The following is a 15,116-nucleotide window of genomic DNA, read 5'->3' on the forward strand; positions in this document are numbered from 1 at the left end:
CGCTTTTTTTTCGCAGAGCGGTCGCAAAAGGCTCACACGGTTCGTCCTTTGACAGAAGAAGGAGAGCGCCATGAGAAACCTTATTGTCACCGAATTCATCAGCATCGATGGCATCGCCGAGGTCGAGAAGCTGCCCAGCGTGACCTGGAACGATGAGATGCAAAGGTTCAAGGAGGACGAGCTTGCCGACAGCGGGGCCATGCTTCTGGGGCGCACGACCTACGAGATTTTTGCCGGCTCTTGGCCCAAGGAAACCGGAGACTTCGCCGACCGGTTCAATGCGCTGCCGAAATATGTCGCGTCGACAAGCCCGAAGGCACTCGACTGGAAACCGGCCGAGTTGCTGAAGGGTGTGTTGCCGGAAGCGGTTCGGGCGCTGAAGCAAGGCAGCGGCGGCAACATCTATGTGCATGGCAGCCTGAGCGTCGCGCGGGAATTGCTGCGCCATGGTCTGGTCGATCGCGTCAGGCTGCTGAGCTACCCTGGCTCCGTCGGGGAGGGCAAGAAGCTGTTCCCGCCCGATATGCCGGTGGCGTTGGAGCCGATCTCGACCGTACAGTTCAGCAATGGCGTGGTGGCGCTGGAATATGCGGCTGGGAGGGTGTGAGACGCTGGTGGGGTAATCTCCCCTTTAGGGGAGATGTCGCCGAAGGCGACAGAGGCGGTCGGTCCGTCCTGACGCAACCTCCTATCGACAGTAGGAGGTCTAGCTTCACGCGAGACGACCCCTCTGGCCTGCCGGCCATCTCCCCCTCGAGGGGGAGATCGGCAGCTCACCCTACTTTCTTCCCCCGCTTGCCCTTGGCACGCGCCTCGACCACTCTTTCCACCTCGCGCTTCAGTTCGTCCTTGACCTCCTGCGTCTCGGCCATCAGCGTGTCGATCTTCATGAAATCGAGCACGCGGTATTTCGACACTGGCGGGCGGATCAATATGTCTGGTGGGCGCTGGTTCAGCTTGTGGGCGATGATCGACTGCATCATCAATTGCGTCGCGCCGTACATCAGGTCGACCGTGGTCGGGTGCTTGCGCTCGGCCTCGCTCGGCGCGCCGACGACGTCGATGGCGATGATGATGTCGGCGTCGTTTTCGATGAGGTCGAACGGCACCGGATTGTAGATGCCGCCGTCGATCAGCACGCGGTCGTCGCGCGTCACCGGGCGGAACACGGCGGGAATGGCAGCCGAGGCGGCGAGCGCCGAATGCAGGTCGCCCTCGTCGAAGACGGCCAGCTTGTGACCGAAATAGTCCGTCGCCGTCACCTTCAGCGGGATTTTCAGCTCGGCGAAGGTTTCCGGGATGGCTTCCGGCAGGAACGCCTTCAAGATGCGCTCTATGTTGAACTGGCTGACTCGGATGCCGCCCTGCATCGCCTCGGCGATGGTGCCGGGACGCGAGCGCCACATGCGCGCCGCCACCTCGGCGCGGCGGCCGAGGATCGAGCGGGCGTAGTCCTCGATGTCCTTGCCGCTCATGCCCGAGGCCATGCCGGCGCCCATGATGGCGCCGATCGAGGAGCCGGCGATGGCCACGGGCTTGATGCCGAGCTCGTCCAGCGCCTCGACGATGTGGATATGGGCGAGGCCGCGCGCGCCGCCGCCGCCAAAGGCGATACCGAAAGTCGGACCTGTCATTTGGCCTCCAGCTTCGGCCCGATGCTCATGATCGCGGGCGCCGGCGTCAGCAGCTTCTTCGCCGCTGCCTTGACCTGATCGAGCGTCACGCCGTTGATGAGCGCCGCGCGGCGCTGCACGTAGTCGATGCCGAGATTGTCGAGCTGCAATTCCACCAGGGTCGCGGCAATGGCGCTGGAAGAATCCAGATTGCTGATAGCATAGGAGCCGACCATGTATTTCTTGGTCGCGTCCAGCTCGGCCTCGGTCGGCCCCTCCTGCGCCATCTTCTTGACCACCTCCTTGACGATGCCGAGCGTCTCGGCGGCGCGGTCGGAACGCGTCGCCGTGGTGATGATCAGCGCATTGGAATGCTGGTGGTCGACCAGGTTGGAATCGACGGAGTAGGCCAAGCCGCGCTTTTCCCGCACCTCGTCATAGAGGCGCGAGGTGAAGGTGCCGCCGCCGAGAATCTGGTTCATCAGCACCGCAGGGAAGAAATCCGGCGCATCGCGCTTCACACCGGGATAGGCAAACTGCAGCGAGGTCTGCGGCAGGTCGTAGTCGACCTCGAGCTGCTGGCCGAGCTTCAGCTCGGTATCGGCAACCGGTTGCAGCACCTGCTTTTCCGGCAGATCGCCGAAGACCTCGTCGAGCTTCCGTTTCAGCGTCGCGGCATCTATGTCGCCGACCACCGCAACATGCAGGCCGCTGCGGGCGAAATTGGCCTTGTGGAAGGCAGCCAGATCCGCCGCCGTGATGGTGGCGATGCTGTCCTTGGTGCCCTGGTCGGGCCTGGAATACGGATGTTCGCCATAGATGGCGCGCAGCCATTTGGTTTGCGCGACGGTGTTGGGGTCACGCTCATTGGCGATGATGCCGGACAGGATCTGGGCGCGGATACGGTCGATCGGCGCCTGGTCGAAGCGCGGGCTGGTGACCGCCAGCCTGAGCAGGTCGAAGGCCGCATCCTTCTGCTCGGCCAGCATCCGCATCGCGCCATAGGTGCCGTCGCGCGCCGCTTCGAAGCCCATTTCGGCGCCGGCATCGTCAAGCTTGATCTGGAAGGCCTCGCTGTCGAGGTCGCCGGCGCCCTCGTCGAATAGGCCGGTCATCAGATTGACCAGCCCTTCCCGCCCCGCCGGATCCTGCGTCGAGCCGCCATCGAAGACGAAGCGGATGGCGACGATCGGAATGGAGTGGTCCTCGACCAGCCAGGCGTTGACGCCTTTCGATGAGGTCACCGGCTGAATGTCCATCGCGTGCGCGGCAAGCGCCGGCAGGATGAGGAAGAAGATGCCGAGGAACAGTGTGGCGAAGACGTGGAGAACCGCGATGCGCCTATGAGTAATCGCATCAGGCCATTGATCGCCAAGGTCAGCTCCGCCCCTCATCGCGCTGCCGGGCACTTCTCCCCGTATAGTGACGGGGAGAAGGGGTCTCGCCGCGACGCTGGCGCTCTTCTTACGACGCTGATGGTTGGCGAAATCGACGATGACAGCGCCCCTCTCCCCGTCACTATAGGGGGAGAGGATGCCGGCAGGCAGGTGAGGGGCAGCGCTAACGCTCAATCTCGTCATCATCAATTCCCCGCCTGTTGCTGCGGCAAGAGATAGCCGGTCGTCGTACGATCGAGCAGCAGATAGCGTGCGGCGACCGCCTTGATCTCATCGGCGGTGACCTTGCGAATGCGGTCCGGCCATTCCTCGATATCCCTGACGTTGCCGCCGGTGGCGAGCTCGGCGCCGTAGAGATTGGCCATCTCGTCCTGCTTGTCGCGGGCGAAGATCATGGCCCTGATATAGCGGGCCTTGGCCTTCTCCAGCTCATCGGCGGTGACGCCGTCCTTGACGATGCGGGCGATCTCGGCGTCGACGGCCGCCTCGACGTCGCTCAGCTTGGCGTCGCCGCGCGGCGCGCCATAGACGGTGAAATTGGTGGCGTCGAGCATCGTACCCTGGAAGAAGGCGCCGGTCGCCGATGCGATGCCTTGCTTGACCACGAGTTGCTGGTAGAGCCTGCTGCGGCTGCCGCCGCCAAGGATCTCTCCCAGCAGGTCGAGCGCCTCGGCCTCGCCGGGTTTTGCCGTGTGGTAGGACGGAACCACCCATTGCGTCGAAAAGCTCGGCACCGAAACGCGCCCATCGGTGAGCGTCACCGTGCGCTTGGTGTTCTGCTCCGGCTCGACCGGGCGGATGCGCGGGGGCAGGTCGGGACCGCGCGCGACCTTGCCATAGGTTTTTTCGGCCAGCGCCTTCACGACCTCCGGCTCGACATCGCCGGCCACGATCAGCACCGCATTATTGGGGCGGTAGTATTTGTCATAGAAGGCAACCGCATCGGTGCGGTTCAACTGCTCCATCTCCTGCATCCAGCCGATCACCGGAATGCGGTAGGGCTGGTTCTGCCAGAGCGTCGCGTCGACCTCTTCGTCGAGCACCGCCTGCGGATTGCTGTCGATGCGCGCGCGGCGCTCTTCCAGGATCACGTCGCGCTCGGTCTTGATGACCTCGTCGGTCAAGATGAGGTTGCGCATGCGATCGGCCTCGAAGCTCATCATCTCACCAAGTGCCGAGGGCGCCACCGTCTCGTGGAAGGCAGTGTAGTCATATGAGGTGAAGGCGTTGTTGGAGCCGCCGATGGCCGATATGGCGCGGTCGAACTCGCCCGCGGCGTGGTTGGTCGTGGCCTTGAACATCAGGTGTTCGAAGAAGTGCGCTATGCCGGACTTGCCTGGCGGCTCGTCGGCGCTGCCGATCTTGTACCACACCATATGGGTGACGATGGGGGCGCGATGATCGGGAACGACCACCACCTCCATTCCATTGTCGAGCAGGAAGTTGGCCACCTTGCCATCATCCGCGGCCAGGGCCGGGCCGGCCATGGTCAGCGCGGTGGCGAGCAAGGCTCTCCGCAGCCATTCAGTATGAAATGTCATTGATGGCTCCGGTTGTTATCGCGCGACGATAGGCAAGGTTAGCCGCGGAGGCAAAGTGAATTGTGCGTCATTTTGAAGGCGCCGGTCGCCCCACCCTTACGCAAGCTCGACGAACCGGATCACCGTCTCGCCGAAGTTTCGTTCATCAACCACCGAGAATTCCGGCCCAATCTCGAAGGGCGCCGAGGCGGCTTCCTCGACCACGCAGAGCGCGCCGGGCAGCAACCAGCCGCCATCCCTGGCCGAGCGCAGGGCGCGCTCGCCAAGGCCCTTGCCATAGGGCGGATCGGCGAAGACCAGGCCGAATGCCGCAAGCGTACCGGCCTCACCCAGGGCGGTCGCGTCGCGGCGGAAGATCTTGGTGCGGCCGGTAAGGCCAAAAGCTTCGACATTGGTGCGGATCAGGCCGCGCCCTTCGGCCGATTCCTCGATAAAGACGCCATAGGAAGCGCCGCGCGACAGCGCTTCGAGGCCGAGAGCGCCGGTGCCGGCGAAAAGGTCGAGCACACGCGCGCCGTCGAGCTTGTCGGCAAAGCGGTGCGCCAACACGTTGAAGACGGCCTCGCGGGCGCGGTCGGTCGTCGGGCGGATGGCATGGTCGCGCGGCGTCGCCAGCGGACGCCCGCGAAATTGGCCGCCGACGATTCTCATTTATGCCCGGGTCTCATTTAAGGCCGGATCTCATTTAAGTCCCGGCATCATCTGGTCCTCGGGGCCTTGGGACCGTTGCGTGGCCGCTCGCCGCCCCGACCGCCATCCGGACGCTCGCCACCCGGCTTGCCGAACGGCTTGGCTCCGCCCGGCTTGCCATCGGACGGCTTGCCATAGGACGGCTTGAACGACGCCTTGCGCGCCTTGGCCTCGGCCGCCTTGGCGGCATCGGCTTCCGCCCTGCCCTTGCCGATCGGACGCGCGCCCGGCGCCATCCAGACATTAGCCTTGCGCTGGCCCGGCGGATCGATCGGCCGCTGCTCGCGCTCGGGCTTCTTGCCGCCGCGCGGTTTGTCACCAAAGGCGCCGCGCGGCTTGTCGCCGAAGCCTCCACGGGGCTTGTCGCCAAAATCGCCGCGCGGCTTTTCGCGAAACTCGCTGCGCGGCTTGTCCGAAAACTCGCTGCGCTCGGGTCTCGGGCCGCGTTCGCCAAAGCTCTTTTCCGGCCTCGCGCCCCTTTCGGGACTGGTCGACAGCTTGCCGAGCGCTTCGTCGCGGCTGCCTTCGCGGCGCTTGCGGTTCTTGATCAGACCGCCCTCGCCGATCGGCCGATGGTCACCCTCGCGGGTGACTTTCGGCCGTTCCGGCTCCGCGTCACGCTCTCGCCGCACCGGCTGGTTGGAAAACGGCTTGATGATCTCGGCGTCGAAATTGGCGCCGGATTCCTCGACCAGTCGCTCGCCGAGCTGGTCGCGCAAGACGCGGCCCTTGATCTCCAGCACATGGCCTTCGGCGAGATCGTCGAGCTGGAACGGTCCGTAGGAGATACGGATCAGCCGCGTCACGTCGAGGCCGAGCGATCCAAGGATGTTCTTCACTTCGCGGTTCTTGCCTTCGCGCAGGCCGATCGTCAGCCACGCGTTGGTGCCTTGTTCACGATCGAGCGTCGCTTCGATGGCGCCGTAGAAGACGCCGTCGACGGCAATGCCTTCACGCAGGCCTGCGAGCATGCTTTCCTCGACCTTGCCATGAACGCGCACGCGGTAACGGCGCAGCCAGCCAGTGGCAGGCAGTTCGAGCACGCGCGACAGACCGCCATCGTTGGTGAGCAGCAGCAGGCCTTCGGTGTTGATGTCGAGGCGGCCGATGGTCATCAGCCGTGGCAATTCGGCCGGCAGCACGTCGAACACGGTCTTGCGGCCCTCGGGGTCGCGGTTGGTGGTAACGACGCCGGCAGGCTTGTGAAACAGGAACAGGCGGGTGCGCTCGATCGGCGGGATCTCCATGCCGTCGAGATGGATGATGTCGCCCGGCATGACGTTGAAGGCCGGCGAGGTCAAAGCCCGGTTGTTGACCTTGACACGGCCCGCCGCGATCAGGTCTTCGGCGTCGCGGCGCGACGCCAGGCCGGCGCGGGCCAACCGCTTGGCGATACGCTCGCCGGCTTCTTCCGCATCTGCCGGACGCGGGCGCGGCTTGAAGGCGCCGCCAGATGCTTGCGGCCGGTCACCACCGAAATCGCGCTTGGGGCGATCGCTGAAGTCACGCTTGGGACGATCTCCGGCGTCGCGCTGCGGGCGATCGCCAAAATCGCGCTTTGGCCGGTCAAAACGCTTTTCGCCCTCGGCGGAAGCAGGCCGATCGCCACGCGGTGCGTAGGGCTTGCGCGGCCCTTCACGCTTTTCGAAAGGCTTGCCTTCGGGACGCGGCCCCTTGCTGAATGGCCGATCGCCGCCCTTGAAATCGCGCTTTGGCCGCTCGCCATCGGCCGCAACCGGCCGATCGCCGCGCGGTGCATAAGGCTTGCGCGGCCCCTCGCGCTTTTCATACGGCTTGCGTTCACCCTCGGCCGCCATAGGGCGATCCCCACGCGGCGCATAGGGTTTGCGCGGCCCTTCGCGCTTTTCATACGGCTTGCGCTCGCCTTCGGCTGCCATCGGCCGGTCACCGCGTGGTGCATATGGCTTGCGCGGTCCCTCGCGCTTTTCGAAGGGCTTGCCTTCGGAACGCGGACCTTTGCTGAATGGCCGGTCGCCACTTTTGAAATCGCGCTTGGGCCGCTCGCCCTCAGCCGCTGCGGGCCGGGCGCCTCGCGGTGAATAGGGTTTCTTGGCCCCGAAGGAGGGTTTGCCGCTTTTGCCGGCGGCGCCATCGCGGCGCGGCCCCGCGGCTCCAGGGCCGCTTTTGCCCGGGCCTTTGTGGCGCGGAGATTTCTTGTCGTTGTCGTCCATGTGGCCTTTGCCTTGTTGCGCTGCTACAGCGTGGCGCATCCTTTCGGACGCGCAAAGGACGCTATAGCACTTTGATTTGGCGCATGATCATTTCCGAAAATCTGTTCCGATATTCGGGTTGACGCGCTCCATAACAGGATCACCGCCAAGTGGCGAGGAGATAATCGGAATGGAAACCGCGTGAAGCGGCCGGATTTCATGGCGCTGGCGCTGAAAGAGGCGCAAGCCGCCGCCTTGCGCGGAGAAGTTCCGGTTGGCGCCGTCATCGCCAGCGGCGACACGGTGGTGGCATCCGCCGGTAACCGCACCCGCGAACTTGCCGATCCGACGGCGCATGCCGAAATGCTGGCCATCCGCGCGGCCTGCCAAACGCTCTCCAGCGAGCGGCTGACCGGCCACGACCTCTATGTGACGCTGGAACCCTGCGCCATGTGCGCAGGCGCCATTTCCTTCGCCAGGCTGCGCCGGCTCTATTTCGGCGCGGCCGACGAGAAGGGCGGCGCGGTGGTCAACGGCGTGCGCTTCTTCGCCTCGCCGACCTGCCACCATACGCCCGACATCTATCCGGGCATGGCCGAGGCCGACGCGGCGCTGCTGCTCAGGGAATTCTTTCGGGAAAGACGCGAAACGTAGAGCCTTCAGCTACCGAAGGCGACGGTTCCTACCAGGAGGGCAGCCAGTCGAAGAGCCCGCCGCTCTTGCCCTTGGCGGCCGCTTCCTTCTTGAGGCGGCGTTCCTTCTTGTATTCATCCTCGCCGAGTTCGCCCTGCGGCGCCGTGTCGGAGGCAGCTCGATAGGCCAGAGGCGGCTCGCTCAGATATCTGCGAGTGTTGGGGTCGCCCTGCTTTTGCTCTGCGGTACGGCGCTGGATCTCGGCGGCGCGGCCCTTGTCTGAATCCTTCGGCGACCAGGCCGGTGGGTGGCTGGAGCCCGAATCCGCCAGCGCCTTCTTCACGGAAGCCGGATCGGTCTGCACGTCATCGACGATCCCCGATTGATAGGACGGGTCGTCCTGGTGGGCAGTGGCGTCGGCACGCAGACGGGCGCGGCGCTGCTCGGGCGATTCGGGCCAATCGGTGCTCGCCGTCTCGATGCTTTCCTGAGGCGGCGGCAGCACTTCCTTCTGCCCCGGCGCCGGCTTTACCAGCTCCGGACGCGGCCTGTAGTCGATCTGTTCCTTGTGCTTGGGCGTGATCGCGAAGGCGCCGGAAAGGTCGCCCGCAAGCTGCTCGCCAGCCGTCTTGTCGGTGCCGTAGGTCGGCGAACCCATGCAGCCGGACAGAGCGAGGCCGGACGCGACAAACGGCGCCAGCAGCGCAACGCGCGCATAAGTTCTCTTGGTCATGCCAAAAAGTCCCACTCTAGACAGCCTCTCGATCGTCACCGGCCGAAGGCCCGGTCCCCATCGTCCACGCTCTTGCGACGGAATTCCGGCGACAATTTGTCTTCCGGAGTTTCGCGTGTTTATCTCAACCACTCGTTAAGGGCAACGCGCGGGCGCTTTTCACCCGCCCGCCGTGGCATTTGTGCACCGGCTTTGAGCACTCACAAACGTCCCAGAGCCTTGAGTTCATGCAGCACGGCGGCATCGCGGGCAGACACGTCGGGGAATTCCACGTCCTGCCCGACATCGGCGGTATAGCGCCACGAGCGCGCGCATTTGACCAACCCACGGTCCTCGGCCTTTTCAACCACCACCGCGACACCCTTGACGTCGTCGAGCGCAAAGGCGCCTTCCGGCGCCTTGCCGTGGGCGATGACGAGATCGCTGGTGATCGCCATTTCGGCCATGTCGACATCGGCGATCGCGGCTTCAAGCGCGGCATCGTCGAGGGTCACGACCGGCACGGCTTCCAGCGAGGCACCGATGACCTTCTGAGCGCGTGCGATCTCGAGCGCGCCGGTGACGACACGGCGGACCTGCCGCACCTTGCGCCATTTTTCCGCCAGTGCCTCGTTCTTCCAGTCGGCCGGAATCTCGGGGAACTGGTCGAGATGCAGCGAGACAGCATCCGGATGACGGTCGAGCCAGGCTTCTTCCGTGGTGAAGGGCAGCATCGGCGCCAGCCATTTCACCAGGCAGTCGAAAAGGTGGCGCACCACTTGTACCGAGGCCTTGCGCTTCACGCTGGCGGGTCCCTCGCAATAGAGCGCGTCCTTCCTGATGTCGAAATAGAAGGCCGACAGCTCGACCACCATGAAGTCGAGCAAAGTGCGGGTGATGCGTTTGAACTCGAACGCGTCGTAGCCCGAGCGCACGACCTCATCGAGCTCGGCCAACCGATGCAGCATCAGCCGCTCCAGTTCCGGCATCTTGTCCAGCGGCACCTCCTCGCCATCGTCATGGGCGAGCGTGCCCAGCATCCAGCGGATGGTGTTGCGGAGCTTGCGGTAGGCGTCGATGTTGGTCTGCAGCACGTTCTTGCCGAGACGCTGGTCTTCCCAATAATCCGTCGTCACCACCCATAACCGCAGAATGTCGGCGCCGGACTGCTTGATGACGTCTTGCGGCACCACGGTGTTGCCGAGCGATTTCGACATCTTTCGCCCCTCCTCATCCATGGTGAAGCCATGGGTGACGACGGTGTCGTAAGGTGCCCTGCCCCTGGTGCCGCAGCTTTCGAGCAGCGAGGAGTGGAACCAGCCGCGATGCTGGTCGGAGCCTTCGAGATAGACGTCGGCCGGCCATTTCAGGTCCGGACGGTCTTCCAGCGTGAAGACATGCGTCGAGCCCGAATCGAACCAGACGTCAAGGATGTCCATCACCTGCTTCCATTTGGAGGCATCGTGATTGCCGAGGAAACGCTCCTTGGCGCCGGCAGCGAACCAGGCGTCGGCGCCTTCCTGTTCGAAAGCATCCATGATGCGCTGGTTGACGGCTTCGTCCTTCAGCACGTTGCCATCCTCATCGGCAAAGACGGCGATCGGCACGCCCCAGGCGCGCTGGCGTGACAAGACCCAATCCGGGCGTTCCTCGATCATGGCGCGGATACGGTTCTGGCCGGCCGCCGGCACGAAGCGTGTGTCGTCGATCGCCTTCAGCGCACGGCTGCGCAACGTCGTGCCGTCGCCGAGGTCCTTGTCCATATAGACGAACCATTGCGGCGTGTTGCGGAAGATGATCGGCTTCTTCGACCGCCAGGAATGCGGGTAGGAATGCTTCAGCCGGCCGCGCGCGAACAGCGCGTTGCGCTTGATCAGTTCGTCGATGACCGCCTGGTTGGCATTGCCCTTCTTGCCGTTATCGTCGATGACACGCGCGGCGCCACCTTCGCGATCCGGGCCAAAACCCGGCGCGTCCCTGGTTAAGAAGCCGGCATCATCTACAGTGAAGGGGATGGCAGGGTCGATGCCACGTGCGCGCAAATCCGATGCCGCATCCATCCAGGCATCAAAGTCCTCGCGGCCATGGCCGGGCGCGGTGTGGACGAAACCGGTGCCGGCATCATCGGTGACATGGTCCCCGGCAAGCATGGGTACGGCGAATTCGTAACCACCGCCGAGACCTTTGAAGGGATGTGAAAGTGTGAGGCTTCCAAGCTCTTCGACCGAAACGCTGCGAAGCCGATTCAAGGTGACGTTGGCCTTGGCCGAGGAGTCTTCGGCAACCGCATCTGCAAAGATCAGCTTCTCACCGGGCTGTGGACCGAACGAATTTTCGGCTGCGGTAACTTCATAAAGGCCGTAGCCGATCCGTGACGAATAGTTGACGGCACGGTTGCCGGGGATCGTCCACGGGGTTGTCGTCCAGATGACGACGTGGGCCTCCAGCAAATCCTGGAGCGCCTTCTTCCAACCATCGCCAGGGCCGTCGACGACGAAAGGACCCGAGCCGGTGTAGCGATCCGGGTCGACGGGAAATTTCACCCAGATCGTGTCGGACTCATAGTCCTGGTATTCGATCTCGGCCTCGGCCAGTGCGGTGCGCTCGACCACGCTCCACATCACCGGCTTGGAGCCGCGATAGAGCTGGCCGGACATGGCGAACTTCAACAACTCCCCGGCGATGCGCGACTCCGAGTGGAAAGCCATCGTCGTATAGGGGTTCTTGAAATCGCCGACGACGCCGAGCCGCTGGAACTCGCCGCCCTGCACCGTGATCCAGTTCGCGGCGAAGTCGCGGCATTCCTTGCGGAACTCGTTGACCGGCACCTCGTCCTTGTTCTTGCCCTTGGCGCGGTACTGTTCCTCGATCTTCCATTCGATCGGCAGGCCGTGGCAGTCCCAGCCGGGCACGTAATTGGAGTCATAGCCGCGCATCTGGAACGAACGGGTGATGACGTCCTTGAGGATCTTGTTCAGCGCGTGGCCGATATGGATGTTGCCATTGGCGTAAGGCGGGCCGTCATGCAGCACGTATTTTTCGCGGCCGGCGGCCGCCTCGCGCAGCTTGGCGTAAAGGTCCATATCCTGCCAGCGCTTGACCAGCAGCGGCTCTTTTTCAGGCAAGCCGGCGCGCATCGGGAAATCCGTCTGCGGCAGATAAAGCGTCTTGGAATAGTCGATCGTTTCAACAGTGTCGGTCATTGGTCTGCCATATGCATGCCCGGCGGGCGTAAAAGCTCGGGCGTGAACTATCATGATTGGAAAAGCGCGAGGGGGCGCGCAAAACTCCCGGCGGCTCCGGCGGCCCTCAGGCCGCCCGGAACACCGGGCCTGTAATTCGTATCGTCAGCGCGCGAAGGCGTGAAAAGCTCGTCATTGCCGGGCTTTTAGCCGAGAAAGCCGCAGGAATAAAGCGTCTCTTGTTCGATTCACTTACATCGCGAAGTCGAAGCGATAGGTGGTCGAGACGCCGACCGTGAACTGGTTACGGTCGCCGCGCTCCTTGACCAGGCTGGAATCGGCGGCCGGGCCCATCAGGCGCGCATATTCGCCGAACAGGCTGGCGGTCATCGGGTCGGTGACCTTCCAGGTGATGGCGCCGCCGAGGCCGGTCGATTTCAGGCCGCCGCCAGGATGGTATTCGCTCAGGCCCGAGGCCACAGCCTCCTTGGCGTTGACGCCATAATAGGAGTCGAAATAGCCCGACGAGGCAAAGGACACGCGTGGTCCGCCCGAAATTCTGACAGTCGGCGTCACGTCGTAGAAAGCATCGGCGGCGATGTCGGCGACAAAGCCATCATGGGCACGAATGCCGTGGCGCAATTCGGCGCGGGCGCGCAACCAGTCCGTCGGGTAGAATTCGAAGAAGCCCCCGACCTCACCGCCCCAGCGCACCGGGTCGAGGCCCTTGAGTTCATCCTTGCTGTCGCGTGAAAACAGGAACTTTCCGGTCAGGCCGGCGCGGACGCCGCCATCGTCGACCAGCGCCAGCGAGATGTTGTCGTTGCGCGAGGTAAAGCGCGCGGCCGGGCCGGCCTTGCCCAGCGAGATGATCGGCGATGCGCTGAGCAGATAGCTGTTGGAGCCCTCGAATTTCGGCGCGACCATGCCGGTGGCGCCAAGCGTCAGGTACCAGTCGCCGGACATCCAGCCGAAGGCACCCTCGCCCGCATTGGCGGTGGACACAGTGAGCAGCGCCGAGGCGAGAAACAGCGGAATCGTCCAGACAATACGCATCATCACCCCATACGCGAAACAAACGGAGAGAACACCCGGCAGCCAAAGCCATGGCGCCGGTTCGGTAAAATTTGACTTAAAATCTACAGCAGTGGCGGCAACTGCGACCCTGTTTTTTGCGCTGTGGCCCATTTGAACAGGGCGCCGCCGGGCCTGTGGCGATTTGACAGAAATAGCGAGGTTGCCTAAATTCGCGTTAGTGCAGACTAACATGAACAGATGGACCGCGCTTGGCGACCCGACCAGGCGGACGATCTTCGAACTGCTGGTCGAACAACCCTGTTCGGTCGGGGAATTGGCTCGTGCGCTTCCTGTCACCCGGCCAGCGGTCTCGCAGCACCTGAAGGTGCTCAAGGACGCCGGCCTCGTGGCCAACACACGGCTAGGCAAACAACGCATCTACCGGGTCGAACCGGAAGGCTTGGCCAGCCTGCGCGCCGAACTCGACCGGTTCTGGAGCAAGACCTTGGCGGCCTACAAAGTGGTCGTCGAACAGCCCTTGAAGGAGCAGGAATGAGCACACATCAACCGCCCGTGAGGCACTCCATCCTTGTCGAGGCTCCGATCGCACATGCCTTCAAGGTCTTCACCGAGGACTTCGGCAGTTTCAAACCCAAAGAGCATAACCTGCTTGCGGTGCCGATCGCGGAGACGATCTTCGAACCCCGCGTTGGCGGTCACGTCTACGACCGCGGTGTGGATGGCAGCGAGTGCCGCTGGGCACGGGTGCTGGCCTACGAGCCGCCGAACCGACTGCTTCTGAGTTGGGATATCAGCCCTCAATGGCAGATCGAGACCAATCCGGACAGGACCAGCGAGTGGGAAGTCCGGTTTACGGCGGAGACGAATAGCCGGACCCGCGTCGAGATCGAGCATCGCAATCTCGAACGTCATGGCGAAGGCTGGGAAGGCGTGCGCTTTGGGATTGACGGTGATCAAGGCTGGCCGCTGTATCTCAGGCGATTCCAAGATCTTTTTGCCGGCAAAGTGACCTGAAGGAGCACAACTATGGAACCCTATTGGCTAAGCATCCTCGGTGTACTGATCCTCTGTCTTTTGTCAGTCGCGCTGGCGGTTTACTCGGGTTCGTCCAAGGGATTTGCCGGAGCGCTTTCCGGTCCGGTGATCCCGGCCGACGACGCCAATCTCCTCTACAGGATCGACCGCGTGCATATGAACTCGGTCGAGGCGCTGGCGCCTTTTGTCGTCCCGGCGGTGCTGGCCATGATGGTTGGCGTTGGGTCGGCCACGTTGGCGACCATTGTCTGGGTTCATGTGGCGATACGCCTGCTTCACCTGGGGGTTTACCTACGCGGCGGCAATGCCGCCAAGGGTGGCAGTGTCAGAACGATCGTCTACGTCTCTGGAGCGATCGTCACGCTTGTCCTCGTCCTTGTGACTGGGTGGGCTGCCATAAATTGACACGTACGCGCGAACCTCAAGCCACCGACGCTTTGTTTGTTTGCTAGCCGTCGCCATCGGCTGGACGTCCGCTATAGCCGGGGCTAACCTCCCGGCAAGGTGCCAGGCGATTTCGAGGAGATGCAGCAATGTCCCTGCACGGTGATACCCTGAAAGATGCGATCGGCCGGACACGGGACAAATGGGGGTGGTTCGTCGCGCTCGGCGTGCTGCTGCTCATCTTCGGCGGCATTGCCTTCGGCAATCTGTTCATCGCCACCGTCGCCTCGGTCTATGTCGTGGGCTGGCTGATGCTGATGGCCGGCATCATCGAGATCGTGCATGCCTTCGGCGTGAAGACCTGGAGTCGCTTCTTCTATTGGCTGCTCAGCGGTCTACTTTATGCCGTTGCCGGTTTCTTTGCCTTCGACAATCCGCTGCTGGCCTCGACGGTGCTGACCTTGCTGCTGGCGGTGGCGCTGGTCGCTTCAGGCGCGCTCAGGGCCTGGGTCGGCTATAGCCACCGACCGGAAAAGGGCTGGGGCTGGGTCGTCGCGGCGGGCCTGATCAGCGTGCTGGCGGGGCTGACCATCGCCATGGGCTGGCCAGTCAACAGCCTGTGGGTGCTCGGCCTGTTCCTGGCCATCGACCTGATCTTCCAGGGCTGGAGCTTCATCGCTCTCGGACTGGCGTTGAAGAAGTAGGGGCTTGAAGAGGTAA

General features: G+C 63.6%; 14 protein-coding genes. 6 read left to right on the forward strand and 8 right to left on the reverse strand.

Features of this window, described 5'->3' with window-relative positions:
- Nucleotides 1–70 precede the first annotated feature (70 nt).
- The gene (locus tag NL532_RS22375) at nucleotides 71–607 is read left to right on the forward strand and encodes a dihydrofolate reductase family protein (RefSeq protein WP_023712768.1); all 537 of its coding nucleotides are present in this window, start codon (nucleotides 71–73) and stop codon (nucleotides 605–607) included.
- A gap of 166 nt (nucleotides 608–773) precedes the next feature.
- Here the strand turns inward: NL532_RS22375 and NL532_RS22380 are convergent, their stop codons facing one another.
- The 5 genes from NL532_RS22380 to NL532_RS22400 all read right to left on the reverse strand — a co-directional run bounded on the left by NL532_RS22380 (nucleotide 774) and on the right by NL532_RS22400 (nucleotide 7,433).
- Nucleotides 774–1,634, reverse strand: coding sequence for a patatin-like phospholipase family protein (locus NL532_RS22380; protein WP_023712767.1), 861 nt, complete (start codon nucleotides 1,632–1,634; stop codon nucleotides 774–776).
- On the reverse strand, nucleotides 1,631–3,007 hold the full coding sequence (locus NL532_RS22385) for a M16 family metallopeptidase (RefSeq protein WP_031203346.1): 1,377 nt from the start codon (nucleotides 3,005–3,007) through the stop codon (nucleotides 1,631–1,633). The genes NL532_RS22380 and NL532_RS22385 overlap by 4 nt, the downstream gene beginning before the upstream one ends.
- A gap of 188 nt (nucleotides 3,008–3,195) precedes the next feature.
- Nucleotides 3,196–4,551: a M16 family metallopeptidase gene (locus tag NL532_RS22390; protein ID WP_023829501.1), complete on the reverse strand. Its 1,356-nt coding sequence runs from the start codon at nucleotides 4,549–4,551 to the stop codon at nucleotides 3,196–3,198.
- Between the two features lie 96 nt (nucleotides 4,552–4,647).
- On the reverse strand, nucleotides 4,648–5,202 hold the full coding sequence (rsmD, locus tag NL532_RS22395) for a 16S rRNA (guanine(966)-N(2))-methyltransferase RsmD (protein ID WP_023829500.1): 555 nt from the start codon (nucleotides 5,200–5,202) through the stop codon (nucleotides 4,648–4,650).
- A 47-nt stretch (nucleotides 5,203–5,249) separates the two neighbouring features.
- Nucleotides 5,250–7,433 (reverse strand): pseudouridine synthase, encoded by a 2,184-nt coding sequence (locus tag NL532_RS22400; RefSeq protein WP_023829499.1) that lies wholly within the window; start codon nucleotides 7,431–7,433, stop codon nucleotides 5,250–5,252.
- A gap of 180 nt (nucleotides 7,434–7,613) precedes the next feature.
- Between NL532_RS22400 and NL532_RS22405 the strand changes: the two genes are divergently transcribed.
- The gene (locus NL532_RS22405; RefSeq protein ID WP_023694762.1) at nucleotides 7,614–8,066 is read left to right on the forward strand and encodes a nucleoside deaminase; all 453 of its coding nucleotides are present in this window, start codon (nucleotides 7,614–7,616) and stop codon (nucleotides 8,064–8,066) included.
- A 28-nt stretch (nucleotides 8,067–8,094) separates the two neighbouring features.
- Here NL532_RS22405 and NL532_RS22410 read toward each other — a convergent pair whose 3' ends face one another.
- The 3 genes from NL532_RS22410 to NL532_RS22420 all read right to left on the reverse strand — a co-directional run bounded on the left by NL532_RS22410 (nucleotide 8,095) and on the right by NL532_RS22420 (nucleotide 12,995).
- Nucleotides 8,095–8,778, reverse strand: a complete 684-nt coding sequence (locus NL532_RS22410) for a hypothetical protein (RefSeq protein WP_023700630.1) — start codon at nucleotides 8,776–8,778, stop codon at nucleotides 8,095–8,097.
- Nucleotides 8,779–8,978: 200 nt separating this feature from the next.
- Nucleotides 8,979–11,960 carry an isoleucine--tRNA ligase gene (ileS, locus tag NL532_RS22415; protein WP_023829498.1) on the reverse strand — a complete coding sequence of 994 codons (2,982 nt, stop codon included), beginning with the start codon at nucleotides 11,958–11,960 and terminating at the stop codon, nucleotides 8,979–8,981.
- A gap of 231 nt (nucleotides 11,961–12,191) precedes the next feature.
- Complete coding sequence (locus NL532_RS22420; protein WP_023829497.1) at nucleotides 12,192–12,995, reverse strand: MipA/OmpV family protein; 804 nt, start codon at nucleotides 12,993–12,995, stop codon at nucleotides 12,192–12,194.
- 211 nt (nucleotides 12,996–13,206) lie between these two features.
- Here NL532_RS22420 and NL532_RS22425 point away from each other — a divergent pair, with 211 nt between their 5' ends.
- The 4 genes from NL532_RS22425 to NL532_RS22440 all read left to right on the forward strand — a co-directional run bounded on the left by NL532_RS22425 (nucleotide 13,207) and on the right by NL532_RS22440 (nucleotide 15,100).
- Nucleotides 13,207–13,512, forward strand: a complete 306-nt coding sequence (locus NL532_RS22425) for an ArsR/SmtB family transcription factor (protein WP_023689559.1) — start codon at nucleotides 13,207–13,209, stop codon at nucleotides 13,510–13,512.
- Nucleotides 13,509–13,991, forward strand: coding sequence for an SRPBCC family protein (locus tag NL532_RS22430; protein WP_023671537.1), 483 nt, complete (start codon nucleotides 13,509–13,511; stop codon nucleotides 13,989–13,991). The genes NL532_RS22425 and NL532_RS22430 overlap by 4 nt, the downstream gene beginning before the upstream one ends.
- 12 nt (nucleotides 13,992–14,003) lie before the next feature.
- Nucleotides 14,004–14,417: an MAPEG family protein gene (locus tag NL532_RS22435; protein WP_023671536.1), complete on the forward strand. Its 414-nt coding sequence runs from the start codon at nucleotides 14,004–14,006 to the stop codon at nucleotides 14,415–14,417.
- Between the two features lie 128 nt (nucleotides 14,418–14,545).
- Nucleotides 14,546–15,100: an HdeD family acid-resistance protein gene (locus tag NL532_RS22440; protein WP_023829496.1), complete on the forward strand. Its 555-nt coding sequence runs from the start codon at nucleotides 14,546–14,548 to the stop codon at nucleotides 15,098–15,100.
- Nucleotides 15,101–15,116 lie beyond the last annotated feature (16 nt).

The sequence above is a fragment of the Mesorhizobium sp. C120A genome (genome assembly GCF_030323105.1).
In the GTDB taxonomy this organism is placed as follows: Bacteria; Pseudomonadota; Alphaproteobacteria; order Rhizobiales; family Rhizobiaceae; genus Mesorhizobium.

Bases quoted from the DNA above. Each gene is read 5' to 3' on its own strand.
- NL532_RS22375 (WP_023712768.1), top strand. From the start codon at position 71: ATGAGAAACCTTATTGTCACCGAATTCATCAGCATCGATGGCATCGCC.
- NL532_RS22380 (WP_023712767.1), bottom strand. From the start codon at position 1,634: ATGACAGGTCCGACTTTCGGTATCGCCTTTGGCGGCGGCGGCGCGCGC.
- NL532_RS22385 (WP_031203346.1), bottom strand. From the start codon at position 3,007: ATGAGGGGCGGAGCTGACCTTGGCGATCAATGGCCTGATGCGATTACT.
- NL532_RS22390 (WP_023829501.1), bottom strand. From the start codon at position 4,551: ATGACATTTCATACTGAATGGCTGCGGAGAGCCTTGCTCGCCACCGCG.
- rsmD (WP_023829500.1), bottom strand. From the start codon at position 5,202: ATGAGAATCGTCGGCGGCCAATTTCGCGGGCGTCCGCTGGCGACGCCG.
- NL532_RS22400 (WP_023829499.1), bottom strand. From the start codon at position 7,433: ATGGACGACAACGACAAGAAATCTCCGCGCCACAAAGGCCCGGGCAAA.
- NL532_RS22410 (WP_023700630.1), bottom strand. From the start codon at position 8,778: ATGACCAAGAGAACTTATGCGCGCGTTGCGCTGCTGGCGCCGTTTGTC.
- ileS (WP_023829498.1), bottom strand. From the start codon at position 11,960: ATGACCGACACTGTTGAAACGATCGACTATTCCAAGACGCTTTATCTG.
- NL532_RS22420 (WP_023829497.1), bottom strand. From the start codon at position 12,995: ATGCGTATTGTCTGGACGATTCCGCTGTTTCTCGCCTCGGCGCTGCTC.
- NL532_RS22425 (WP_023689559.1), top strand. From the start codon at position 13,207: ATGAACAGATGGACCGCGCTTGGCGACCCGACCAGGCGGACGATCTTC.
- NL532_RS22430 (WP_023671537.1), top strand. From the start codon at position 13,509: ATGAGCACACATCAACCGCCCGTGAGGCACTCCATCCTTGTCGAGGCT.
- NL532_RS22435 (WP_023671536.1), top strand. From the start codon at position 14,004: ATGGAACCCTATTGGCTAAGCATCCTCGGTGTACTGATCCTCTGTCTT.
- NL532_RS22440 (WP_023829496.1), top strand. From the start codon at position 14,546: ATGTCCCTGCACGGTGATACCCTGAAAGATGCGATCGGCCGGACACGG.